The organism is Piscibacillus salipiscarius JCM 13188, from assembly GCF_001311865.1.
Classification (GTDB): domain Bacteria; phylum Bacillota; class Bacilli; order Bacillales; family Alkalibacillaceae; genus Piscibacillus; species Piscibacillus salipiscarius.
This window is the reverse complement of the sequence record NZ_BBCD01000008.1, coordinates 45,282-69,789: the sequence shown is the minus strand read 5'-3', so window position 1 is coordinate 69,789 and position 24,508 is coordinate 45,282. Positions and strand designations below refer to the sequence as shown.

The 24,508-nt window shown below is 34.8% G+C and carries 21 protein-coding genes and 9 pseudogenes; all 30 read left to right on the top strand.

Annotated features, from left to right (window positions below; all coding sequences use genetic code 11):
* The first annotated feature begins 69 nt into the window (after positions 1-69).
* The 30 genes and pseudogenes from JCM13188_RS07390 (at position 70) to JCM13188_RS20655 (ending at position 24,506) form a co-directional block, all read left to right on the top strand.
* Positions 70-645, top strand: coding sequence for an adaptor protein MecA (locus tag JCM13188_RS07390; protein ID WP_054753186.1), 576 nt, complete (start codon positions 70-72; stop codon positions 643-645).
* Positions 646-664: 19 nt separating this feature from the next.
* Complete coding sequence (locus tag JCM13188_RS20670) at positions 665-1,009, top strand: D-alanine--D-alanine ligase family protein (RefSeq protein WP_369404883.1); 345 nt, start codon at positions 665-667, stop codon at positions 1,007-1,009.
* On the top strand, positions 942-1,592 hold the full coding sequence (locus JCM13188_RS07385; RefSeq protein WP_369404882.1) for a D-alanine--D-alanine ligase family protein: 651 nt from the start codon (positions 942-944) through the stop codon (positions 1,590-1,592). Before JCM13188_RS20670 ends, JCM13188_RS07385 begins: the two co-directional genes overlap by 68 nt.
* A gap of 172 nt (positions 1,593-1,764) precedes the next feature.
* Positions 1,765-3,033 (top strand): Glu/Leu/Phe/Val family dehydrogenase, encoded by a 1,269-nt coding sequence (locus JCM13188_RS07380; RefSeq protein WP_054753184.1) that lies wholly within the window; start codon positions 1,765-1,767, stop codon positions 3,031-3,033.
* An 83-nt stretch (positions 3,034-3,116) separates the two neighbouring features.
* Positions 3,117-4,107: pseudogene (locus tag JCM13188_RS07375) on the top strand (YpdA family putative bacillithiol disulfide reductase).
* Positions 4,108-4,124: 17 nt separating this feature from the next.
* Positions 4,125-5,063: an asparaginase gene (locus JCM13188_RS07370; protein ID WP_054753183.1), complete on the top strand. Its 939-nt coding sequence runs from the start codon at positions 4,125-4,127 to the stop codon at positions 5,061-5,063.
* Between the two features lie 101 nt (positions 5,064-5,164).
* Positions 5,165-6,047: pseudogene (gene sleB, locus JCM13188_RS07365) on the top strand (spore cortex-lytic enzyme).
* Between the two features lie 17 nt (positions 6,048-6,064).
* Positions 6,065-7,408: a germination protein YpeB gene (gene ypeB / locus JCM13188_RS07360; RefSeq protein WP_054753180.1), complete on the top strand. Its 1,344-nt coding sequence runs from the start codon at positions 6,065-6,067 to the stop codon at positions 7,406-7,408.
* A 117-nt stretch (positions 7,409-7,525) separates the two neighbouring features.
* Positions 7,526-7,756: pseudogene (locus tag JCM13188_RS20665) on the top strand (flagellar brake protein); the annotation flags it as partial.
* A gap of 24 nt (positions 7,757-7,780) precedes the next feature.
* Positions 7,781-8,164: a flagellar brake protein gene (locus JCM13188_RS07355; RefSeq protein WP_054753178.1), complete on the top strand. Its 384-nt coding sequence runs from the start codon at positions 7,781-7,783 to the stop codon at positions 8,162-8,164.
* 26 nt (positions 8,165-8,190) lie between these two features.
* Positions 8,191-8,850: a (d)CMP kinase gene (gene cmk, locus JCM13188_RS07350; protein ID WP_054753176.1), complete on the top strand. Its 660-nt coding sequence runs from the start codon at positions 8,191-8,193 to the stop codon at positions 8,848-8,850.
* 13 nt (positions 8,851-8,863) lie between these two features.
* A pseudogene (locus JCM13188_RS07345) lies at positions 8,864-9,455 on the top strand (lysophospholipid acyltransferase family protein).
* Positions 9,456-9,506: 51 nt separating this feature from the next.
* Positions 9,507-10,644 (top strand): annotated as a pseudogene (rpsA, locus tag JCM13188_RS07340) (30S ribosomal protein S1).
* A 176-nt stretch (positions 10,645-10,820) separates the two neighbouring features.
* Entirely contained in the window at positions 10,821-12,131 is a 1,311-nt protein-coding gene (gene der / locus JCM13188_RS07335) for a ribosome biogenesis GTPase Der (protein ID WP_054753174.1), read from the top strand.
* Positions 12,132-12,145: 14 nt separating this feature from the next.
* Complete coding sequence (locus tag JCM13188_RS07330) at positions 12,146-13,168, top strand: NAD(P)H-dependent glycerol-3-phosphate dehydrogenase (RefSeq protein WP_054753172.1); 1,023 nt, start codon at positions 12,146-12,148, stop codon at positions 13,166-13,168.
* Between the two features lie 79 nt (positions 13,169-13,247).
* Positions 13,248-13,451, top strand: a complete 204-nt coding sequence (locus JCM13188_RS07325; RefSeq protein ID WP_369404881.1) for a stage VI sporulation protein F — start codon at positions 13,248-13,250, stop codon at positions 13,449-13,451.
* Positions 13,452-13,749: 298 nt separating this feature from the next.
* Positions 13,750-13,949, top strand: a pseudogene (locus tag JCM13188_RS18415) (DUF2768 family protein).
* A 12-nt stretch (positions 13,950-13,961) separates the two neighbouring features.
* Positions 13,962-14,690, top strand: a complete 729-nt coding sequence (locus JCM13188_RS07320; protein ID WP_054753170.1) for a YphF family lipoprotein — start codon at positions 13,962-13,964, stop codon at positions 14,688-14,690.
* Positions 14,691-14,832: 142 nt separating this feature from the next.
* Positions 14,833-16,310 (top strand): annotated as a pseudogene (spoIVA, locus tag JCM13188_RS07315) (stage IV sporulation protein A).
* 384 nt (positions 16,311-16,694) lie between these two features.
* Positions 16,695-16,967, top strand: a complete 273-nt coding sequence (hbs, locus tag JCM13188_RS07310) for a non-specific DNA-binding protein Hbs (RefSeq protein ID WP_054753168.1) — start codon at positions 16,695-16,697, stop codon at positions 16,965-16,967.
* A gap of 254 nt (positions 16,968-17,221) precedes the next feature.
* Positions 17,222-17,812 (top strand): heptaprenyl diphosphate synthase component 1, encoded by a 591-nt coding sequence (locus tag JCM13188_RS07305; RefSeq protein ID WP_279401542.1) that lies wholly within the window; start codon positions 17,222-17,224, stop codon positions 17,810-17,812.
* Between the two features lies 1 nt (position 17,813).
* Positions 17,814-18,524, top strand: a complete 711-nt coding sequence (locus tag JCM13188_RS07300; RefSeq protein ID WP_054753162.1) for a demethylmenaquinone methyltransferase — start codon at positions 17,814-17,816, stop codon at positions 18,522-18,524.
* Positions 18,525-18,545: 21 nt separating this feature from the next.
* Entirely contained in the window at positions 18,546-19,514 is a 969-nt protein-coding gene (locus JCM13188_RS07295) for a polyprenyl synthetase family protein (protein WP_054753159.1), read from the top strand.
* Positions 19,515-19,592: 78 nt separating this feature from the next.
* Entirely contained in the window at positions 19,593-20,039 is a 447-nt protein-coding gene (gene ndk, locus JCM13188_RS07290; RefSeq protein WP_054753157.1) for a nucleoside-diphosphate kinase, read from the top strand.
* Between the two features lie 145 nt (positions 20,040-20,184).
* Positions 20,185-20,953, top strand: a pseudogene (locus JCM13188_RS07285) (CheR family methyltransferase).
* Positions 20,954-20,969: 16 nt separating this feature from the next.
* Positions 20,970-22,134 (top strand): annotated as a pseudogene (gene aroC, locus JCM13188_RS18410) (chorismate synthase).
* Positions 22,134-23,126, top strand: a complete 993-nt coding sequence (aroB, locus tag JCM13188_RS07270) for a 3-dehydroquinate synthase (RefSeq protein ID WP_054753153.1) — start codon at positions 22,134-22,136, stop codon at positions 23,124-23,126. Before aroC ends, aroB begins: the two are co-directional and overlap by 1 nt.
* A 99-nt stretch (positions 23,127-23,225) precedes the next feature.
* Positions 23,226-23,435: a carboxyvinyltransferase gene (locus tag JCM13188_RS20660; RefSeq protein ID WP_369404880.1), complete on the top strand. Its 210-nt coding sequence runs from the start codon at positions 23,226-23,228 to the stop codon at positions 23,433-23,435.
* A gap of 2 nt (positions 23,436-23,437) precedes the next feature.
* Complete coding sequence (locus JCM13188_RS07265; RefSeq protein WP_369404887.1) at positions 23,438-24,313, top strand: 3-phosphoshikimate 1-carboxyvinyltransferase; 876 nt, start codon at positions 23,438-23,440, stop codon at positions 24,311-24,313.
* 7 nt (positions 24,314-24,320) lie between these two features.
* On the top strand, positions 24,321-24,506 hold the full coding sequence (locus JCM13188_RS20655) for a carboxyvinyltransferase (RefSeq protein ID WP_369404879.1): 186 nt from the start codon (positions 24,321-24,323) through the stop codon (positions 24,504-24,506).
* The last annotated feature ends 2 nt before the right edge of the window (positions 24,507-24,508 follow it).

The window sequence follows — 24,508 nt, the reverse complement described above, 5'->3', positions numbered from 1 at the left end:
TTGAATAATACAGGCAATTTTATGTTAGCCCTAAACATAAGATAATAGTGAGACGGTGGAGGTGGTTACGTGAGATTAGAGCGTTTAAGCGTTAACCAGTTTAAGATTTTCTTAACATATGATGATCTTCAAGAAAGAGGGTATTCCAAAGAAGATTTATGGGATAATTTGCCTAGAGCTAATCAATTATTCCAAGATATGTTATATGAAGCTTGTGAAGAGCTAAATATGGACTTAGATGGTATGTTAGTCGTTAAAGTTCATATGTTACAAGCGCAAGGTATGATTATTATCGTGACTCAGAATGAATATGATGAGAGTGAAAATGACGAGTATATCGAATTAAAAGTGACAATGGATGAGAGTAAAGAGATGATATTTATATTTAATGATTTGGAAGATGTTATACAGGCAGCGAAAAGGGTACAGTACAAATATGATTTGACGAGTAGTCTCTATTCATATGATGATTCGTATTATCTTCACATTAATGAGACATCTTTGACCGAAAAAATAAGGCAAGACTTAATCTCAGTTATTTCAGAGTATGCTTCCCCAAGTACGTTAACATCTCACATTCTTAGCGAACATGGGATTCCAATTGCAAAAGAAAACGCACTACAAATCTTTGTGAAGTATTTTTAAACTATGAGGTGAACATTAAATGAACATAGCGGTCTTATACGGTGGAACATCTAAAGAAAGAGAAGTATCTTTATCAACTGGAAAAGGAATTATTCAGGCACTTAAGCAACTTGGTCATGATGTAATAGGAATAGATTTTAATCCTAAACATTTAGATTCTATAATGGGCAAGGTCAAGGATTGTGATTTAGTTTTTATTGGTTTACATGGTAAACAAGGTGAAGATGGTACCGTTCAAGGTTTGCTTGATTTAATGGATATTCCATATGTAGGCTCAGGTGTATTAGCTTCTTCACTTGCGATGGATAAATCAAAAGCGAAACAAATTTTTGCTAGTCATAACATCCCAGTTGCAAAGGGATAACATTGGTAATCATCAAAATGTTAATTCTGTTGAAGAAAAGATCCAAGAGCAATTTAAATTACCTATTGTCGTTAAGCCTAATCAAGAAGGATCAACATTGGGTTTGACAATTGTTAATCAAGAAAGCCAAATCAAAGAGGCCATAGATTTGGCTTTCACTCATGACTTTGAAATATTAGTTGAAGAATTCATCGAAGGCAGGGAACTAACTTGTGCTGTTCTGGGCAGTAAAGGTGAAGAGGAGGCCTTGCCAATAATTGAAATTATTCCTAATAGTGAATATTATGATTATGAATCAAAGTATTCTGAGGGAGGTAGTGAACACATTTGCCCTGCAGAAGTTGATGAAAAATTAACTGAACAAATTAAACAATATGCGGTTCTTGCTCATCGATCATTAGGATGTGAAACTTATTCAAGAGTAGACTTTATCTTAAATAATCAGAATGAACCAATCATATTAGAGGTCAATACTCTTCCAGGAATGACTCCGACTAGTTTATATCCTGATGCTGCTAAAGCGATAAATATGAGTTATGAAGACATGTTAAAGGAGTTTATTTCTTTAACTAAAGTGGAATAATATATACGAAATTTAACGAAGTAATTGATTTAATATTTTTACGCTTCTAATAAAGCAATAAACAAGGGAAAATTATGGCTTATTTTTGTTGCATATTCGGTATGACAATGTATACTAGTCATTGAAAGCACTTATCATTATTTTTCTCGTTTTTATTATAGGAGGTAAACACATGGTAGCCGATAAGCAAGCAGATTCTCATGAATCCAATGATATTCTAGTTTCAACTCAAGAAGTTATTAAAAATGCTCTTAACAAATTAGGTTATCCAGATGAAGCCTATGAATTGATGAAAGAACCAGTCCGCATGATGATCGTTAGAATTCCGGTCAGAATGGATGATGGTAAAATTAAAATATTCACAGGTTATCGTGCTCAACATAATGATGCAGTAGGACCGACAAAAGGCGGGGTTCGTTTCCACCCTAACGTTACTGAAAATGAAGTACGTGCCTTATCCATTTGGATGAGCCTTAAAGCTGGTATCGTTGACTTACCGTACGGTGGTGGTAAAGGCGGTATCATTTGCGACCCTAGAAAAATGTCATTTAGGGAATTGGAAGCTTTAAGCCGTGGTTATGTTAGAGCTATTTCTCAAATTGTAGGTCCAACAAAAGATATTCCTGCGCCAGATGTCTTTACTAACTCTCAAATTATGGCGTGGATGATGGATGAATACAGTCGTATTGACGAATTTAATAATCCAGGATTCATTACAGGTAAACCTATTGTGTTAGGGGGATCTCACGGAAGAGAATCTGCAACAGCTAAAGGTGTAACGATTTGTATTGAAGAAGCATGTAAAAAGCGTGGAATTGATATTAAAGGAGCTCGTGTAATTGTACAAGGCTTCGGTAATGCCGGAAGCTTTTTAGCAAAATTCATGTATGACATGGGTGCTAAAGTTATAGCAATCTCAGATGCAGAAGGCGCCTTACACGACCCTGATGGTTTAGATATTGACTATTTACTGGATCGTCGTGATAGTTTCGGTACAGTAACTAATTTATTTGAAGACACTATTACTAATGAAGAAATGTTAGAGCTAGATACAGATATTTTAGTACCAGCTGCAATTGAAAACCAAATTACAAAAAATAATGCTCATAACATTAAAGCAAGTATTGTGGTTGAAGCAGCAAATGGCCCAACGACGTTAGAAGCTACTAAGATTCTAACTGAGCGTGATGTACTTATTGTACCGGATGTATTAGCTTCATCTGGTGGTGTGACTGTTTCATATTTTGAATGGGTCCAAAATAACCAAGGCTATTATTGGAAAGAAGAAGAAGTACAAGAAAAATTACGCGAAGTATTAGTTAAAGCGTTTAATAATGTCTATACAACAAGTCAAAATAGACAAATTGACATGCGTTTAGCTGCTTATATGGTTGGTGTACGTAAAATGACTGAAGCCGCTCGCTTCCGTGGATGGATTTAGTCAGAAGTTACAATTTGATTATTTAAGGTCAATCTCCTATCATAGTTTTGGTAGGAGATTTGTATGTTTAGGAGTGGAGTTAGATGCAAAAAGAAGAAGTCATCATAATTGGTGCAGGACCCTGTGGTCTTTCAGCTGCCCTTGAGTTAAAACGAAAAGGTATTGAACCATTGTTAATTGAAAAAGGAAATGTAGCAAATGCTATATATCATTATCCAACACACCAAACATTTTTTCAGTTCGAAGTGAAAAATTAGAATTGGTAATATGCCTTTTATCTCTGAACGTCAAAAACCAGTCCGAAATGAAGCGTTAACCTATTATCGAATGGTTGCTCAAAGAAGTGATTTGAGAATAAATAATTTTGAACGTGTCGATCAAATCAGACAGTCACATAATATGTTTCAATTAAAAACGACAACGGACAAAGGTGATGAAATTTATTACCAAGCAGACTATATTGTCGTTGCAACAGGTTATTATGATCATCCTAATAAATTAAATATTCCTGGTGAAGATTTACCCCATGTTTCACATTATTTCAAAGAAGCACATCCATTTTTCGATAAAAATGTGGTCGTAATTGGTGGAAAGAACTCTGCAGTAGACGCAACATTGGAATTAGAGAAAGCTGGTGCTAACGTCACGGTACTATATAGAGGAGCTGATTACTCCCCAAGCGTTAAACCCTGGATTTTGCCATTGTTTGAATCACTAGTTAAACATAGAAAAATTAACATGCACTTTAATTCCAATATTAAAGAAATACAGACAAAACATGTAAAGGCAGTTATAGATGGTAAAGAGCAATTGATCGATGCTGATTTTGTATTCGCTATGACAGGTTATCATCCAGATCATTCGTTTTTAAAACATATAGGTATTGAAATAAACGATGAAACCGGCCGTCCATTATTTGATCGTCATACAATGGAGACTAATGTTCAAAATATTTATATAGCAGGAGTTATAGCTGCAGGTTATAATAATAATGAAATCTTTATTGAAAATGGTAGACACCACGGTAAACTGATAGCTGATCATATTCAAAATAAAAAGAATCACGGTGATTAAATGAAAAAGTAGTCTTAATTACAACAGGTGGAACGATCGCTAGTAAACCTAATGAAAATAGTGGCAAATTAACTTCTGGCGCAATGACGGGTGAAGAACTAGCCTCTTTGTGTGAGTTGCCAGATGAAATACAAGTGGAAGTAGATTCCGCTTTTCAAAAACCAAGCGTACACCTAACGGCAAATGATTGGGTGTTATTAAAAAATAAAATCGAATTTTATTTTGAGAATCCTGAAGTTGATGGTGTTGTCATTACCCATGGTACAGATACGTTAGAAGAAACAGCATACTTTTTAGATTTAACGATTAATGATCCTAGACCAATTGTCGTTACTGGTTCACAACGTTCGATTTCTGATTTAGGTAGCGATGTTTATATTAATTTAAGGCATGCCATTTATTCTGCTTGTAGCGAAGATTTGCATAATGCTGGTACCGTCGTAGTTTTTAATGAACGTATTTTTTCAGCGAAATATGTGAAGAAGGAACATGCCAGTAACATTCAAGGATTTAATGCTTTTGGCTTTGGTTATCTAGGAATCATTGATAATGATGAAGTTCAAGTTTTCCAAAAACCCATAAAACGTGAGTATTATTCAATTAAGGGGAGCTTACCTAGAGTTGATATCGTTAAATGTTACACTGATGCAGATGGATCTATATTAGATGCCTTAAGAATAGCAAACGCTAAAGGAATTGTCATAGAAGGTGTAGGAAGAGGTCAGGTTCCTCCCAAAATGATGCCAGCTATAAAGAAATGTTTAGAAAATGGAATTTTTATCGTTATTACTACTGCTTCAGAAGAAGGAGCCGTTTACCCTACGTACGATTACGAAGGTAGCGCCTATGATTTAATCAATAAAGGTGTCCTATTAGGAAGTGACTCAGATAGTAAGAAAGCAAGGGTGAAACTTGCGGTCATGATCGCTTCAGGTAAAAAAGAATATTCATTCTAAGATTATAAAGTCTGCAGATATCTGCAGGCTTTTTTATTTGTAAGAATATTAACCAAAAATCACAAAAGATAATAAAGCACAGATTGTTTGTATGAGGAGGAATGAATACATTGTCCAAACTAAAAATTTTGATTCTGATCAGTTTAGCAATTGCATTGACTATAGGTACATCAAGTGAAGTACCAGAAACTAAAGCGTTTACTCAACAAGTTATTCAAAAAGGAGCAGTCGGAGATGATGTCATAGAATTACAGTCAAGACTTCAATATATCGGTTTTTATAATGGTAAAATTGATGGAGTTTTGGATGGGGAACTTACTGGGCTGTACGTAATTTTCAGAATGAATTTGGAATGAAAGTAGATGGTCTTGTTGGTCAAAAACTAAGGATATGCTAGTTAAAGCATCTGAATACGATGAACAATGGGTGAAGGAACAAATAAGACAAGGTAAAGAGTTCACTCACTACGGTGGTCAGAAACGTCCATGGTCTGAAGCTCAAAAGTCTAATCAAAATCAACAAGGAAACCAAGGTAAACAGGGTGGCCAAGGGCAGCAAGGTCAAGCTAATCAAAACAATCAGCAAGAACAACCAGAGCAACCTACTGCTACAAATGTACCAAAAGGTTTTTCACAAAATGACATACAATTACTAGCTCAGGCAGTCTACTCTGAAGCTAGAGGTGAGCCTTACGTAGGGCAAGTAGCTGTAGCAGCAGTTATATTGAATAGGTTAGAAGACTCAACATTTCCTGATTCCATTTCGGGAATCATTTTTGAACCACTTGCGTTTACCGCAGTAGCAGATGGACAGTTTTACATGGAACCTGATGAACAATCTAGAGAAGCTGTTATGGATGCCATAAATGGTTGGGATCCTTCTGGAGGTGCTATTTATTACTTCAACCCTGATACAGCAACTTCTGATTGGATATGGCAAAGACCTCAAATTAAACGAATTGGAAAACACATTTTCTGTAAATAGAAAGGAGGACTTCTGATATGTTTCGTTGGATATTATATATTGTTCTATTGATCGGTTTCATAGGTGCTATCGTATATGGTTATCAGGAGCACCAAGAAAAGAATGCTATTTTAATACAAGCAGAAAACAATTATCAGCGTGCTTTCCATGATTTAACCTATCGCATGGATTTACTTAATGACAAAATTGGAACTGTATTAGCTATGAATACACCAGAAAATTTGTCTCCTCAACTAGCTGAAATCTGGAAAATATCATCAGATGCTCAAGCGGATGTTGGTCAATTACCGTTAACTTTATTACCGTTTAACAAAACAGAGGAGTTCCTTAATAATATTGGAGAGTTCTCATATCGGGTCGCCGTAAGAGGCTTAAGTGAAAATCCTTTAACGGATGAAGAGCTTAAAACATTAAATCAATTACACGAAAATTCTAATAAAATTAAAAAAGAATTAAGAACGGTTCAACATGAAGTACTTGATCAAGGTTTACGATGGATGGACGTAGAAGTAGCATTAGCTACGAATGAACCTTCTGATAATACAATCTTAGATGGTTTAAAAACGATTGAAGATAGTTCTGATCAATTTAACAGTTCAGACAATGAAGGTGTCTTTAATTTAAATACCAAGTCTGAAGGGGAACAAATTAATTTCGAAGGCAAATCCTATAAAGAAGAAGAAGTCAGAAAATTTATCTCAAAACAATTTGAACTGAATGAAAATGTCGATATGAAGGTTTCTAAAACTGGTAAAGGTTCAAATATTCCGATGTATAACGTTTCGTTTGATACAGGAGATTTACATGGTTATGCTGAAGTAACCCAGCAAGGGGCAAATATGATATCATACATGCTGACAAGAGACATTGGTGAAGCTAAAATAAGTCTTAACAAGGCCATGAATCAAGCTAAAGAACTTTTAAATGGAATCGGTTATGAAAATATAGAAATGGTCGAAAGTTCACAATATGAAAAGGTTGGAGTGTTCAGGTTTGTAAGAGTTGAGGATGGTGTTTATTACTACCCTGACAGCCTTCAAGTAAAAGTTGCCCTTGATAATGGTGACATTGTTGGACTAAGTGCAAGAGATTACATCGTTAACACAACTAGAAGAGGTGAAGTTGATTTTAATAAAAAATTAACTGAAGAAGAAGCTAGAGATGTCGTTAATCCAAATATTGATATTAAGGAAACACGTCAAGCAGTCATAGAAAATGATATTGGTGATCTCGTGCTTTGTTATGAGATGGTAGGTGTCATTGATCAACAAACATATAGAGTGTATATAAACGCTAATGATGGCTTTGAAGAAAAAGTTGAGATTTTACAGCAGTCAGAACAATTATACGGTATTAATTAATCTGGAAAAGGAAAGACAATTAAGTCTTTTTCCTTTTTCATTTTTTTTTGCCATAATAAGAGTATCTGAAAACGGGAAGGGGAATAACCATGTTTAAAGTAGGAATGAAATTAAACCATTGAAACATTTAAAGATGGTGAATTAGAAAATCGTTTTCAGTGCAGAATTGTTGAGACTACTGAACATTATCTCTGTATTGATTATCCTATAAATGAAAAGACAGGTCGTACTACATTATTATTAGACGGCTCAGAATTTAACGTATCTTTTATAGGTAGTGACGGCAATGTACATCAATTCACTTCAGAAGTAAAGGGAAGAAAAAAACTTAAGATTCCAGTATTACTGATTCTAAAACCTTCACATCAAGAAATGAAGAAGATTCAAAGAAGGGAGTACGTAAGAGTAGACGTTTCCCTAGATATAGCGATCAAGCCCCTAAATGATAATAGCCCATCGTTAATTACTAGAACATTAGATATAAGTGGTGGTGGGTTAGCAGTTGTAGATGATGGCACTTCTAAGTGGTACAAGCGGGGAGACGTAATGGAAGCAACTATTGTACTTCCATACGATGCCATTCATTATAGTTATTTTATTGCAGAAGTTGAATTAATTAGAGCCATAGAGGGACGATCTGACTCCCCATCTAAAATTACTTTTCAATTTAATAATTTAAATGAAAAACAGAGAGATCAAATCATCAAGTATTGTTTTGAAAAACAACTTGAAGTACGCAAAAAAATAAATGGTTAACATCGAGGTAACGGAGGAATAGAAAAATGAGAATTGCAATTGATGGACCTGCAGCAGCTGGAAAAAGTACAGTAGCAAAAATTATCGCCAAAAAATTAGAGTATGTTTATATCGATACTGGAGCAATGTATCGAGCTTTAACTTGGATGGCTTTAAACACTAACACCGATGTTCATGATGAAAATCGTTTAAGTGACTTAGCTGATCGATGTAACATTATGTTTAAAAATCGTTCAAGCGGGCAAGAAGTCTATATAAATGACCAAAATATTACGAACGAAATTCGTGACCATGATGTAACTAATCATGTTTCTTACGTAGCTCAACACGGTAAGGTTCGTGAAAAATTGGTTGAAATGCAACAACAACTTGCTGAAGAAGGAAATGTTGTTATGGATGGAAGGGATATTGGAACATTCGTGCTTCCAAATGCCGAAATTAAAATCTTTTTAATCGCTTCAGTTGAGGAACGTGCAGAACGTAGGCACAAAGAAAACATAGAAAAAGGTTTTGACTCTGACTTAGAGCAATTAAAAGAAGAAATCAGACGACGTGATGAAATCGATTCTCAAAGAGAGGTCGCACCACTGGTCAAAGCAGATGACGCCATTGAAATTGATACAACTAATAAGTCTATTGATGAAGTAGCAGATCAAATATTATCGCTTGTTCATTCAAAAGAATAAAGGGGTTTAAACCATGTTCTATAAATTTGCTAAAACCGTCGTTAAGATTATTTTTAGTTTAATATTTAAAATAAAGGTTATTGGAAAAGAGAACATACCTAAAAATGGTCCAGTTATTATTTGTTCAAACCATATTTCCAATTTTGATCCGCCAGTTGTCGGGATTACTAGTCCTAGAGATATTCATTTCATGGCAAAGGAAGAGCTTTTTGAGAAAAGTTGGTTAAATAAGATCTTAACTAATGTAGGCGCTTTTCCTGTAAAAGAGGGATGAGAGATCGAAATGCGTTAAGAAATGGTCTGAAATTACTAGAAGAAGGCCATACTCTAGGTCTTTTTCCTGAAGGAACCCGAAGTAAAGATGGAGAAGTAAAGAGAGGATTGGCTGGTGCAGGATTTTTGCCATGCGTTCTAATGCAACAGTCATACCTTGTGCTATAATTGGTACATACAAAAAATTCAGTCCAATAAAAGTAGTTTATGGACAACCTATAGAATTTAAATCCATGCAAACAGAAAAGCCAAATGCTCAAGAAGTGACGGATGAAATTATGGACCATATTAAGCGATTATTAGATGAAAATAGATCATCCATGTTAAGATGAAATTATTAACTATAGAAATGTGGTAGTTTGAAAGCTTAAGGAGGAAGAGAAATGAGCGAAAATCAAGAAAATCAAATGGAACAAACTTTAGAGGTAGGAACCGAAGTAATAGGGAAAGTAATCAAACTTGAGGATAAGCAGGTTATTGTTGATATTGGAGCTAAATTTGATGGCATTATTCCGATATCTGAACTATCACACATTCATGTAGAACATCCGAATGAAGTACTATCTGAGAGCGAAGAAGTTCAGCTACTCGTTACGAAATTAGAAGACGAAGCGATTGTTTTATCTCGTAAACAATTAACTCAAAACAAGCATGGGAAAACTTACAGGAAAAGCTTGATTCCGATAAAGTTTTTGAAGCAACAGTTATGGATGTTGTTAATGGAGGTTTAGTGATGGATGCTGGTTTGAGAGCATTTATGCCTGCATCACACGTTGAAGCCTATTACGTCGAAGACTTTGAGCCCTATAAAGGACAAACACTAGAAGTTAAAGTTATTGAAATGGATGCTACAAAACAGCGAGTTATTCTTTCTCATCGTGCTGTAGTTGAAGAAGCAGAAAAGGCTAAAAAGCAAGAGGTATTAAATAATATTGATGCTGATTCAATTGTTGAGGGTACAGTTCAACGCATAACTAACTTCGGAGCTTTTGTAGACTTAGGTGGAGTAGACGGATTAATTCATATTTCCCAACTATCCCATGATCATGTTGACAAGGCTGAGGATGTTGTAACTGAGGGAGAAACAGTAAAAGTAAAGGTTTTATCTGTCGATCGCGATAATGAACGAATCGCTTTATCACTAAAAGATACAAAACCAGGCCCATGGGATGGGATTGAAAATGAATTCAAACCAGGTGATGTCGTCGAAGGTGAGGTAAAGCGTCTCGTTAATTTGGTGCATTTGTAGAAATAAAATCAGGTGTTGAAGGCTTAGTCCATATCTCACAAATCGCAAAAGAGCATATCGGTAATCCGCAAGAAGTGTTACAAGAAGGTCAAAAAGTTAAAGTGAAAGTACTTGATATTAGTAAAACGAATAAAAGAGTTTCTCTAAGCATAAAGGAAGCTCAAGAAGAACAAGATAATGTTGAGTTGAAGAAATATCAAAAAGACGATGACGATCAAGGTTTTCAATTAGGCGATTTAATCGGCGACCGATTAAAAGACTTAAAAAAGTAAACTTTAATATTTAGCAGGACTGAGAGCGCCAATTTAACTAGTCAAATATGTTACGGAACAGCCATAGATTATTTTTAAATTGAGCCGCTCTGTTCCGCCTTAAAAAAAAAAAGTGGCGCAAATGCCACTTTTTTATTTGTCATTTTAAAGAAGTTTACATTAAAGGATGAATATATATGAGAAAATCTGTTGTTGCAATTGTGGGAAGACCTAATGTAGGTAAATCAACTATATTTAATCGCCTTGTAGGTGAGAGAATATCGATTGTAGAAGATACACCTGGTGTAACCAGAGACCGAATTTATTCAGAGGCTGAATGGCTTCATTCAACTTTTAATGTCATCGATACAGGTGGCATTGATATTAGTGACGAGCCTTTAATCGTGCAAGTTCGTGAACAAGCTCAAATTGCGATAGAAGAAGCTGACGTCATTATATTCTTGGTCAATGGTAGAGAAGGAATTACAGCAGCTGATGAAGAGGTAGCTAAAATTCTATATAAATCGAATAAGCCTGTTGTACTTGGAGTTAATAAAATTGATAATTACGAAATGCAGGAACTCCTATATGAGTTTTACGCATTAGGGTTTGGGCAACCATATCCCATTTCAGGTACTCATGGTTTAGGACTTGGCGATTTATTAGATGAAGTTATTAAGCACTTTCCAGAGGACCTTGATGATGATGAAGATGAAGATCGTATTAACTTCTCATTAATCGGTAGGCCTAACGTTGGTAAGTCTTCATTAGTAAATGCGATTTTAGGCGAAGAGCGTGTCATTGTTAGCAATATAGCAGGCACCACAAAAGATGCTGTAGATACTGAATTCTCTAAAGATAACAGAAAATTTAAAATAATTGATACAGCTGGCATGAGAAAACGAGGTAAAGTATACGAATCAACAGAAAAGTATAGTGTTTTACGTGCTCTAAAAGCGATAGAACGCAGTGATGTCGTATTAGTTGTCATTGATGCTGATACAGGAATCATTGAACAAGATAAAAGAATTGCTGGATATGCTCATGAGGCAGGTAAAGCAATTGTTATTGTGGTTAACAAATGGGATGCAGTTGATAAAGAGCAGGATACGATGAAAAAATTTGAAGACGACATACGGAAACAATTTCAATTTCTTTCTTATGCCCCGGTCGTATTTTTATCAGCATTAACTACTAAGAGAATTCACACACTTCTACCAATGGTTATTGAAGTTAGTGAGAATCATTCAAAGCGAGTGAGGACCAATTTATTAAATGAAGTCATCGAAGATGCACTCGCTATGAATCCAGCACCATCAATCAAAGGACAGAAACTTAAGATTCTATATACAACTCAAGTGTCAACAAAGCCTCCAACTTTTGTTGTGTTTGTAAATGACCCTGAGCTTATGCACTTTACGTATGAACGCTTTTTAGAAAACCGTATACGTGACGCTTTTGGTTTTGTTGGTACACCTATTAAAATTTACGCTAGACAAAGAAAATAAGAGGTGAGAATTAAATGGAACAAGTTGCAGTTATCGGTGCAGGTAGCTGGGGAACAGCGCTAGCTATGGTACTTGCGCACAATGGCCATGATGTTAGAGTTTGGTCTCATCGTGAGTCACAAGTTGAAGAAATAAACTCAAAACATATTAACTCAAAATATTTACCAAATGTAGAACTACCTTCAAACTTAGTTGCTTATTCTGATATGCAAAAAGCTATCGAAGGTGCTAAAGCTATATTATTAGTTGTACCTACTAAAGCAATTCGAGAAGTGTGCAGACAATTAAGACCTTTTATAACCAATGGCCAAACTGTCATTCACGCTTCTAAAGGTATTGAGCCCGAAACACATAAAAGAATATCAGAAATGATCGCGGACGAATTAGGCGATGAGGTTAACAACCGACTAGTTGTATTATCGGGACCTAGTCACGCAGAAGAAGTTGCACTTAAACAGCCGACAACTGTTACTGTTTCATCATACAACATGGACGCCGCTGAGGTTGCTCAAGACTTGTTTATGAATGAACATTTTAGAGTATACACGAACGATGATGTTGTTGGTGTTGAAATTGGTGGAGCTTTAAAGAATATTATTGCTCTTGGTGCAGGTATTTCCGATGGATTAGGTTATGGTGATAATGCAAAAGCTGCCCTTATTACAAGAGGGCTTGCTGAGATTGCTCGTTTAGGAACAAAATTAGATGCCAATCCACTTACCTTCGCCGGTTTAACTGGTGTTGGAGACTTAATTGTTACTTGTACAAGTCAACACAGTCGAAATTGGCGAGCAGGTAATATGTTAGGTAAAGGTTATGTTCTTCAGGATGTATTAGATCAAATGGGTATGGTTGTAGAAGGCGTTAGAACGACGAAGGCTGCTTATCAATTAGCACAGAAATTAGATATTCCTATGCCTATTACAGAAGGGCTTTATGAACTGTTGTTTGATGAAAAAGACCCTAAACAAGTAGTAGATGAATTAATGAATCGTGGGAAAACTAAAGAATTAGAAGATTTAAATTCATTTTTATAAAATTAGACGCTAAACACACACAACAGCCCTCCCTTTCTTGCATATAGTATTACGAATGCAAACTAGGGAGGAGCCAAATATGTCTCAAGATTTCCAACAAAATATTTTTGAGCATTTGAAAAAGAAAGCAAATATTAACCCTAATGAAGTGATGAATGTTGCAAAGTCTGTTCAAAATGCAAACTTTAAAGATGAAAGAACAGTCCGGAATTTAGTAAGACAACTGGCTATGATGGCAAATAAACCATTAAGTCAACAAAAGAAGATCGGATCGTTAAAATGATTACTGAAAAAGGGCATCAATTGGATCATCAAACTTTGCAACAATTATTTAAAAAATAGGGTAAGAATGGGCAAGCGAAGTTTCAGGATGTACGATGAGTCATACTATAATATGCAACAGTCAATATGAGCTACTTTTGTGAGGAATTTAGTCTAAAACTAGAGGTGCAGAGCCCCATGCACCTCTTTTTAATTTGCATATAGATATGAATTAACATGATTTACAAATTTCATCCCTTAAAATAGTTTATAGTTATGCTATAATATCCCCTAGAGAAAAGAGAAAGGGCTTGATTAGAATGACAGATGCAATGTTTAGAATGTACATATCGTTTGGAGGTATGGGTGCATTAATTTTATCTGCACTACTAATATTATTTGCTAGACATAAATTAAAAGGTTTTTTGGAATTGTGGTAAGTATTCTAGCTTATTTACTATTGATTATTGGAAGTATCATTATCTTTTATATTGTTTTCAGCGGACCAACAGCAGAATAGGTGGGTTAATAAATGAAGCTTAAGTTAGGAATTATACTTGTTATCACATCAGTAATATTATCAGCTTGTCTATATCCTGATAGTCAGCGTGTAGAAAACACTCCTACAAATGATGAACAATTGGAACAAGTCCAAAATGCAGTGCATCAATATCAAGAACAACATAATGGTTTATTACCGATTAAAAATAGAGATCAAAATACACCATTATTTATAAAATATCCTATAGATTTTAATAAATTAAAAGAGTCAAATATTATGGGACAGCCTCCTGCTAATTCGTATGAACGGGGCGGTGCCTATTCATACGTGATTATAGACCCAGAAAATAAGGCGATAGTTAAAGTGTCAGATGTGCGAGTAAATCAAAAATTACGTACTGTAAATTATGAGATTAATTTATATCGAAATGAGAATTTATATCCGCCTTATGGTGAAATGCTTTTTAAAAATTACTTTAAATTAGATTATGAATCATTAGGTATTGATCAGCCGTTTACTGTTAAAAGTCCATATACTAGAAATAAATTAGATGTGATCATTAATGCAAAAGGACAAGCATTAGTTGACTATCGCCCGGATGTCTATAAATTATTAGAAGAAAATAATATAGAGTCTTATGATGGTGACTTAAGAAACCTATTAGTTCAAGAATATCCATTAGTCCCGACTTATTCTCCACCTATGTATTTGGAAGATGGAGAAATTATTTTTAAACATGAAAATAAAACAAAAGAATAAAATGGTATTAGAGATTCTATTTAAATTTTATTAGAATCTCTATTTTTTTTGAAATTGAGTCATATTTGAATAGGACAACATCATAAATTAATATTGCATCGAATAATAGGTGTACGATATTGTACAGGGTCGGAGGGATATAATGGAAAATTTCAACGTGTTTCATGACATATCGAAACGGACGAACGGTGATATCTACCTTGGAGTTGTAGGTGCAGTCCGAACAGGTAAGTCGACATTTATTAAGAAGTTATGGATTTAGTGGTTATTCCGAACATCGAAAGTGAAGACGAACGAGAAAGGGCAAAAGATGAATTGCCTCAAAGTGCTGCTGGGCGTACGATCATGACAACAGAGCCAAAGTTTATCCCTAATCAAGCTGTTGAAATCGCAGTAGATGAAGGGTTAGACGTCAAAGTAAGAATGGTTGATTGCGTAGGTTACACGGTTGATAGCGCGAAAGGATTTGAAGATGAAAATGGACCACGAATGATTCATACACCATGGTATGAAGAAGCTATTCCATTTCACGATGCAGCAGAAATTGGAACAAGAAAAGTTATTCAGGAACATTCTACAGTAGGTATTGTTGTTACAACTGATGGATCATTTGGTGAAATTCCTCGTGAGGACTATGTAGAAGCTGAACGTAAAGTTGTTGAAGAGCTAAAAGAAGTCGGTAAACCATTTATCATGGTACTTAATTCTAGCAAGCCTCATGAGCTTGAAACAATGGAACTGAGAAATGAGCTGGCTGAAGAGTATGACATTCCAGTTTTACCTGTATCTGTAGAGAATTTACGAGAAGAGGATATTTACAATGTTTTAAGAGAAACGTTATATGAATTCCCAGTACTTGAAGTGAATGTAAACTTACCTAGCTGGGTAATGGCTCTTAAAGAAGATCATTGGCTTCGCAAACAATTTCAAGGTGCCATTCAAGAAACAGTTCAAAATATCAAAAGATTACGTGATGTAGATAACGTGGTCGGAAATTTCTACGACTATGATTTTATAACAGATGCCCACCTTTCAGGAATGGAAATGGGTGAGGGAGTTGCAGAAATTGACCTACATGCATCAGATGAACTTTATGATCAAGTGTTAAAAGAAATTGTAGGTGTAGAGATCAGAGGTAAAGATCACTTGTTAGAGTTATTACAGGATTATGCTGATGCAAAACGAGAATACGATCAAGTTTCTGATGCTCTTCAAATGGTGAAGCAGACAGGATATGGAATCGCAACGCCAGCTTTAGAAGATATGAGGCTTGAGGAACCAGAAATTATTCGTCAAGGTTCAAGATTTGGTGTTAGACTTAAAGCAGTGGCTCCGTCAATTCATATGATTCAAGTTGATGTTGAATCTGAATTTGCTCCAATAATCGGTACAGAGAAGCAAAGCGAAGAACTAGTAAGGTATTTAATGCAAGATTTCGAAGAGGATCCATTATCCATTTGGAAGTCAGATATCTTCGGTCGTTCGCTAAGTTCTATTGTAAGAGAAGGTATCCACGCTAAATTAACGTTAATGCCAGAGCATGCAAGATATAAGCTTAAAGATACCCTAGAAAGAATTATAAATGAAGGAAACGGTGGTCTAATAGCCATCATTTTATAAAAGCGACGAATAAGTCGCTTTTTTATTGTTCTTATATAATCTATCTATTAAATAATCTTAAACTATAAAGCAAAGCCCTTGGTATACAAGTAGCCACGTCATTTACTCTAATTTTTGGTTGAGAGATGGTAGAATGGTATGATTTATACAAAAATAGAGAAAAAACATCTAAAAATCCTTATTTGACGCTATTTTTCCTTGCTATCTTAACTATTAATGTGGTAATATGCAGTTAAACCGGCTAGAAAATAATGCTAAATAGCATAAAAAGTCGGTTAAACGCAGGCAATATGCAGGAAGTTGTTGCATTTACTGTGTATTTTGTTTAAATGTGGTTAGAATGGTATTGTCTGATAATTGAAAATTTGAGAGGAGGTGAAAGATATGAACAAGACAGACTTAGTAAACTCTGTAGCTGATCAAGCGGACTTATCTAAAAAAGATGCAGCAAAAGCTGTTGATGCTGTTTTAGAATCTATTACAGGCTCTTTAAAGAAATCTGAAAAGGTACAGCTTATCGGGTTCGGTAACTTCGAAGTACGTGAGCGTTCTGCTCGTAAAGGTCGTAACCCACAAACTGGAAAAGAGATCAACATTCCAGCTAGTAAAGTACCTGCATTTAAACCAGGTAAAGCCCTTAAAGATGCTGTTAAATAATGCAATACATAGGGCAAAAGAGGAGGGACAACCCTCCTCTTTTTTATTGTAATTAATAATTTTTTCAACTCTACCCTACAAAATAAAGCCAATCCAAAAAATAACTTTATTTAGGCACAGTTATTAGATTATAAGCATATTACATGCTACAATATTACTGTACTTCATAGAAATAGATGTCTATTTAAATAATAGGTGATATATAGTGATTAATATAAATAATATAACTATTCGAGAAGATTTTTTAACAGCGTATAAAACACCCATACTTAGGTGATGCTTTTTATAATCAAGTGTTATTAAAGCAACAAATATCTTTTTTTAAAGAATTATTAATAGAGAGCGGACAAAATCATGATCCAGAGTTTTTCTATGCACTTTTACATATGCAATTATCTTTAGATATTCATGATTTAGTGGATTTGGAGTTTAATTTAAACTCAGCTCATAATCGCAATCAAACAAATCAGCTTCAAGTGCTTGTTGGGGATTATCATAGTTCTTACTTCTACAGAATTCTTTCAGAACATAATTTGTTAGATGAACTATACCATCTTATCCAGTCTATTAAATCTATAAATGAAGTGAAGATGTCATTATTACATAATACAACGGACGATTTAAATGAGCAGTTACAACAAATTGAAGCTGTGCATTGTGGTTTATATAATTCATTAATGGATTATTATAAGTTAGACGATTATAAAGAGAAAAACTATTCTAAATTGGTAAATCAGTTGGTGTATGAACGTGAAAGCATCTGGTTAGATCTTTTGGCGAAACGTGATTCTGCAGCGAAAAATGTAATTGATAAGCGAAAAAATGAGCTATACAGGAGAGCATAATATGGATCAGCAAACAAAATCAGAAAAAGTACATTCCGTATTTGAAAAAATATATAAACGATATGATCGAATGAACTCAATTATTTCGTTTCAAAGACATAAAGCGTGGCGTAAAGACGTCATGAAACATATGAAGGTTGAAAAAGGTTCAACTTGTCTAGATGTATGTTGTGGTACAGGTGATTGGACCATTGCACTATCAGAAGCAGTTGGACAAAATGGATACGTTTATGGATTAGATTTTAGTGAAAATATGTTATCAGTCGGTCAAGATAAAGTAGACGAACAAGGGATCCGTAATATTACATTACAACATGGAGATGCCATGAATTTGCCTTATGACGATAACCATTTTGATTACGTTACGATTGGATTCGGTCTTCGAAATACTCCAGATTATAATCAAGTTTTAAGTGAGATGTTCAGGGTAACAAAACCAGGGGGTATTGTTGTTTGTTTAGATACTTCACAGCCGACATTACCAATATATAAACAGCTTTATTTTTTCTATTTTGAACATATCATGCCTTTATTCGGTAAGGTTTTTGCCAAAAGCTATGACGAGTATTCATGGCTTTATGAATCAACTAAAAACTTCCCTGGAAAACAAAAGCTTGCCCATATGTTTAAACAAGTAGGTTTTCAATCTGTTAACGTTAAAAGTTATGCATTAGGTGCAGCTGCTATGCACTTAGGTGTTAAGCCAAAATAATCTCACATAAAGGTGAAAAACATGAAAATCGCTACTGCAATAAAATATGTTAATAAAGATATTCAACGAGTTGAGAAGAAAATAAAAAGTGTTACTAAAGCTGAAAGTTCGATGATACAATCTGCTTCCAATCATTTATTGTCAGCTGGAGGTAAACGAATTCGTCCAATATTTGTTTTGCTTTCATCAAGATTTGGAACAAAACATCAAGATCAGATTATCGATGTGGCTGTAGCATTGGAACTCATTCATATGGCCTCATTGGTTCATGATGATGTCATTGATCACGCAACAGTTAGGCGGGGCAAGCCTACAGTCAATAAACAATGGGATAATGGAACTGCTGTATATACTGGAGATTATATTTTTGCTAAAACTTTAGAATTGTTAAAACCATTTAAGAATAATCGTTTACATGCCGTTTTGTCTAAAACGATTCACGAACTATGTATTGGTGAGATTGAGCAGATTAGAGATAAATTCCAACTTAGCCAAAACCATTTTACATATTTTAAAAGAATTAAACGAAAAACCGCATTATTAATTGAATCGAGTACTCAAATGGGAGCTATTGGCGCGGGAGTTGATTTAAAAACAGAAACTCTCTTAAAAGAGTATGGTTATTACATAGGGATGTCTTATCAAATTATGGATGACATTTTAGATTTTACTTCTACAGAGAAAGAATTAGGAAAACCTGTCGGTAGTGACTTGTTAAATGGACATATCACATTACCAACTTTATATGCAATGCAAGAAGATCATGATATATATAACGGAGTACAAGCTTACTTCAATGAAACGAACAAGCAAAGTGATATCGAAAACGTGATTGCGCGCATAAAAGAATCTAATGCGATTGAACAGTCTTATGAAATTAGTCAGCGATATTTAACAAAGGCAAAAGAGGCACTAGAGCAACTTCCAGATATTGAAGCAAAACAATATCTTTCAGAAGTGGCACAATATTTAGGTAAAAGGCGGTTTTAGCTTAAAAACAATTGTTTTTTATGCCAAACTTTGATAAAATCTTTGACGGCTTACAAAATATTTATAGAGGTGAAAATCATGGAACAAACATTTATTATGGTCAAACCAGACGGTGTACAACGTAACTTAGTTGGAGATATCCTACAACGTTTTGAGAAAAAAGGATTCAAATTAGTAGCGGCAAAATTAATGCAAATCTCACCTGAACTAGCAGAAGAACATTATGGTGAACACAAAGACAAGCCTTTCTTTGGAGAATTAACTGGTTTCATTACTTCCGGACCTGTCTTTGCAATGGTTTGGGAAGGTGAAAATGTAATCGCAACGGCACGTAAAATGATGGGTGCTACTAACCCTGCAGAATCTGATATCGGTACAGTACGTGGCGATTTCGGCCTAACCGTTGGCAAAAATGTTATTCACGGTTCTGATTCTCCTGAATCTGCAGAACGCGAAATTGGTTTATTCTTTAATAAAGAAGATTTAGTTACTTATAACAAAGATCATGATCAGTGGATTTACTAATAAGATTGAGAAGGCCTTGAATTAACAAGGCCTTTTTTTATTTTAGATAAAACTTTTTTCTAGCTTTTAAATGATAAAATAATAGCACGATGTTTCGACATTTTTTTATAATAGAGTTAGATTTAATTAATGGGAGAGCTTAAGTATGGATGATTATTATTCGTTTATTAAAAAGGTTTACAAGGATATAGGAGTCGATTTAAGCCTTTATAAAGAAAAACAAATGAAAAGAAGGCTGACTTCACTTAGAGAACGAAGAGGCTTTAAATCTTTTACTGATTATTATGAAGGATTTAAATTAGACCAAGACTTAAAAAAGAATTTCTTAATCGAATTACGATCAATGTGTCTCATTTCTATCGCAATTACAAAAGGTGGGAAGTTTTAAAAAAGGAAATACTACCAGATTTAATTAAACAAAAGTCAAAAATCAAAATTTGGAGCGCGGCTTGTTCAACTGGAGAAGAACCTTACACAGCAGCTATGTTATTAAGTGATTTTTCGAATTAAATCAAATATCAATCCTTGCAACAGATATAGATGAAGAAGCGCTGGAACAGGCAAAAGTAGGAGCTTATTCAAAAAGGTCGTTAGATGAAACTCCCAAAGATAAAATAGAAAAGTTTTTCTCTGAGCATAATTCTACATATTTAATTTCAGATGAGTTAAAAAAAATCGTAACGTTTAAAAAACATAATTTATTGGAAGACCCATATGACGGGCATTTTGATTTAATTATTTGCCGTAACGTTTTAATTTATTTTACTGAAGAAGCTAAGTTAAAAGTTTATCAAAACTTTAATCAATCTTTATCTAAAGACGGTATTCTGTTTGTTGGAAGTACTGAGCAATTATTTAAACCACAAGAGCACCATTTTGAACCAGTCAATACATTTTTTTATAAGAAATTTTAATGCTAGGGGTGTCATAATGAGGTATTTAACTGCTGGTGAGTCTCACGGTAAACAATTAACCACAATTATAGAAGGTGTTCCTGCACAAATGACGTTATTAAAGGAACAAATTAATGAGTCTCTCATTAGAAGACAAGGCGGGTATGGACGTGGCCGCAGGATGAAAATTGAAAAGGATTTAGTTGAAATTACAAGCGGGGTAAGACATGGTTATACTCTAGGTTCACCTATTAGTCTTGTTATATCCAATGATGATTTTAAACATTGGACACACATCATGGGAGAAGAGCCTGTTCAAGATAACGCTGATATAAAACGCCAAATAACTAAACCTAGACCTGGCCATGCAGATCTAAATGGTGCATTAAAATATGGACATAGAGATATGAGAAATATTCTTGAACGATCATCAGCCAGAGAGACTGCTGCTCGTGTAGCTGCAGGGTCAGTCGCTAAAGTTATCTTAAATGAAGTAGGAATTGATGTAGTCAGCTATGTTAAGCAAATTTATAATGTTAGAGCACTTGATCATCCGAATATGACTTTGGAAGAGAAAAAAGGAAATCTAATGAATCCCCTGTTAGAACTTTAGATCAAGAAAGTGAACAAGCAATGATGAGCGAGATTGACCAAGCTAAAAAGATGGTGATTCAATAGGTGGAGTCGTTGAAGTTCATGTCGAAGGAGTTCCAGCTGGCTTAGGTTCTCACGTTCATTATGATCGTAAGTTAGATGGGCGAATTGCTGGAAGTGTCATGAGTATTAATGCTTTTAAAGGGGTAGAGTTTGGGGTAGGTTTTGATGCTGCTAATAGAAGAGGAAGCGAAACTCACGACGAAATAGATTATGACCCCGAAAAAGGGTATTTGCGTAAAACGAATCGATTAGGTGGTTTTGAAGGTGGCATGACTACTGGAATGCCAATCATTGTAAAAGGAGTCATGAAGCCTATTCCAACTTTATATAAACCATTAAACAGTATTGATATTGATACAAAAGAGCCGTTTCAGGCAAGTATTGAAAGGTCTGATGCTTGTGCTGTCCCTGCTGCATCTGTTGTTGTGGAGCATATTGTAGCGTGGGAAGTAGCAAATGCTTTACTAGAACAATTTACATCAGATACCATTGACCAATTAAAAGATGAATTCCAAAAGTATAGGGAAAGGATTAGGCAGTTTTAATGGAACAGTTGTCAGTAAGGTCCTATAACCATACGTATCCGATTTTAATTGGGAAAGGAATTAGATATAAACTTTCTAAATTTCTAAAGGGTAAAGATTACAGCCAATTAGTTATTATCACAGATGAAAATGTTTACAAACATTATCTTAATGATATAACTGACGATTTAAACCGTGATTTTATAATAAAAGTATTTACAGTGTCGCCCGGTGAACAAGCGAAATCATTGAAGGTTTATGAAGAAATTCAAAAGTATTTGTTAGCTGAAAATATAGATCGTTCTTCAGCAGTTATAGCATTAGGCGGAGGAGTCATAGGTGATTTGGCAGGATTCGTAGCTTCTACCTACATGAGAGGAATCTCGTTTATTCAAGTTCCTACTACTTTACTTGCTCATGACAGCAGTATTGGTGGAAAAGTGGCGATTAATTTAAATTCGACTAAAAATGTTTTGGGTAATTTTTATTCTCCAGATTTAGTCCTTTATGATACGGAAACATTCTTAACTTTATCAGAAAAAGAATTAAGATCTGGTTTTGCAGAAATGGTCAAACATGGTTATTTAACAAAAAATGGTCTTTTAAATCGATTAAAACTTGAAATGAATGAATCGATTAATCCAATGGCAAAAGAGTTCGATCGATTATTATTAGAATCGATAAAAGTAAAACAGAAAATAGTTGAATTAGATGAATTTGAGTCAAATGAACGTAAATTCTTAAATCTAGGCCACACATTAGGTCATGCGATTGAAGCGATTAAAAGTTATTCTCACGGGGAATGTGTGATGTATGGTCTGCTTTTCTGCCTATATGTTTCCGGGGTAAAAAAGGGGCAACCACAGAAGTTTTTAGATGAAGACTTATTAAACTGGGTTTTCAGTTTGAAATATCCGCTCAATTTGATTACAAAAGAAGATTTAGACTTACTAGTTAATAAATGGCAAATGATAAAAAAACAATTAATCAAACAATTAATTTTGTTTTATTAGAAAATATAGGAAATCCATATATGTCATCATTAAAGCCTGAAGAAATTAAGCAATATTTGTTAGATTTTATGGAAATGATGAATTAAGGGAATGAATTAAATGAAACCTTTAAGCAATTCACATAAACAACTAAAAGGAACTTTAGAAGTACCTGGTGATAAATCGATCTCACACCGCGCGATTATGTTAGGCGCACTAGCACAAGGAGAAACAAAAGTTTATAACTTCTTACACTCAGAAGATAGTATGTCTACAATACTTGCGTTTCAGAGATTGGGTGTTGACATTGATAAAATAACAACACAGTAACTATTTACGGTAAAGGCGTACAAGGACTTTCTCAACCAAAGGATTCAGTCAACATGGGTAATTCAGGGACGACTGTAAGACTTATAAGTGGAATCTTAGCAGCATTACCTTTTAATACGAAGCTGGTCGGTGATCAATCTTTAAGTCATAGGCCTATGGACCGAATTATAGAACCACTAACAGAAATGGGAGCATCTATTGAATCTAGTGGTGGTACATTACCTATGCTAATAAGAGGTAGACCATTAACTCCAATTCGTTATCGGTTACCGGTTGACAGTGCTCAAGTTAAATCAGCAATTATGCTTGCAGGGCTATTAACAGAAGGGATAACAACTGTACTCGAGCAAAATACAACTCGTGACCACACTGAGAGAATGCTGCCGATATTTGGTGTTGAAGTAAATCGAAATGACCAAGGAATACAACTAGAAGGACGACAAAACTTAGCTAGCAGTACCATTCATGTTCCTGGAGATGTTTCTTCGGCTTCTTTTTGGGTTGCTGGTGCTACAATTACGCCTGGAAGTCATGTAACAATCAAAAACGTCGGCTTAAACCCAACTAGACTCGGTTTTATTAACGTGCTAAAGCGGATGGGCGCTCAAATAAATACCGAAGTAAAACGGTATGAAGGAGATGAGCCGATTGGTAACATAAGCGCGAGCTATACAGAAAGACTTACACCTACTCCTTTACAAAAACACGAAATCGCAACATTAGTTGATGAAGTACCATTATTAGCCCTAGTTGCTACTCAAGCTAACGGTCAAATGAAAATGAAACACCTCGAAGAGCTTCGTTATAAGGAATCAGATCGAATCAAAAACGACTGTAAATACATTAAAACAATTCGGAGCTACGATTATAGAAACTGAGGATGGTATGATTATAGAAGGTAAGCAAGAATTACATGGTGCTCAAGTTGATTCATATGGAGATCACAGAATTGCCATGATGGCATCAATCGCTTCTTTTATTACGACTTCTAAAGTTACAATAAAAGATACTGAATGCATCAGAATTTCCTACCCTAGATTTTTTGAGGATTTAGCTTCAATAACTATTTAACG

Excerpts from the sequence above, each read along its gene's own strand:
- JCM13188_RS07320 (WP_054753170.1), top strand. The coding sequence starts at position 13,962 with ATGAAGCTTAAGTTAGGAATTATACTTGTTATCACATCAGTAATATTA.
- JCM13188_RS07325 (WP_369404881.1), top strand. The coding sequence starts at position 13,248 with ATGTCTCAAGATTTCCAACAAAATATTTTTGAGCATTTGAAAAAGAAA.
- cmk (WP_054753176.1), top strand. The coding sequence starts at position 8,191 with ATGAGAATTGCAATTGATGGACCTGCAGCAGCTGGAAAAAGTACAGTA.
- JCM13188_RS07355 (WP_054753178.1), top strand. The coding sequence starts at position 7,781 with ATGAAGAAGATTCAAAGAAGGGAGTACGTAAGAGTAGACGTTTCCCTA.
- aroB (WP_054753153.1), top strand. The coding sequence starts at position 22,134 with ATGGAACAGTTGTCAGTAAGGTCCTATAACCATACGTATCCGATTTTA.
- JCM13188_RS20670 (WP_369404883.1), top strand. The coding sequence starts at position 665 with ATGAACATAGCGGTCTTATACGGTGGAACATCTAAAGAAAGAGAAGTA.
- JCM13188_RS07295 (WP_054753159.1), top strand. The coding sequence starts at position 18,546 with ATGAAAATCGCTACTGCAATAAAATATGTTAATAAAGATATTCAACGA.
- JCM13188_RS20655 (WP_369404879.1), top strand. The coding sequence starts at position 24,321 with ATGATTATAGAAGGTAAGCAAGAATTACATGGTGCTCAAGTTGATTCA.
- hbs (WP_054753168.1), top strand. The coding sequence starts at position 16,695 with ATGAACAAGACAGACTTAGTAAACTCTGTAGCTGATCAAGCGGACTTA.
- JCM13188_RS07300 (WP_054753162.1), top strand. The coding sequence starts at position 17,814 with ATGGATCAGCAAACAAAATCAGAAAAAGTACATTCCGTATTTGAAAAA.
- der (WP_054753174.1), top strand. The coding sequence starts at position 10,821 with ATGAGAAAATCTGTTGTTGCAATTGTGGGAAGACCTAATGTAGGTAAA.
- ypeB (WP_054753180.1), top strand. The coding sequence starts at position 6,065 with ATGTTTCGTTGGATATTATATATTGTTCTATTGATCGGTTTCATAGGT.
- JCM13188_RS07330 (WP_054753172.1), top strand. The coding sequence starts at position 12,146 with ATGGAACAAGTTGCAGTTATCGGTGCAGGTAGCTGGGGAACAGCGCTA.
- ndk (WP_054753157.1), top strand. The coding sequence starts at position 19,593 with ATGGAACAAACATTTATTATGGTCAAACCAGACGGTGTACAACGTAAC.
- JCM13188_RS07380 (WP_054753184.1), top strand. The coding sequence starts at position 1,765 with ATGGTAGCCGATAAGCAAGCAGATTCTCATGAATCCAATGATATTCTA.
- JCM13188_RS20660 (WP_369404880.1), top strand. The coding sequence starts at position 23,226 with ATGAAACCTTTAAGCAATTCACATAAACAACTAAAAGGAACTTTAGAA.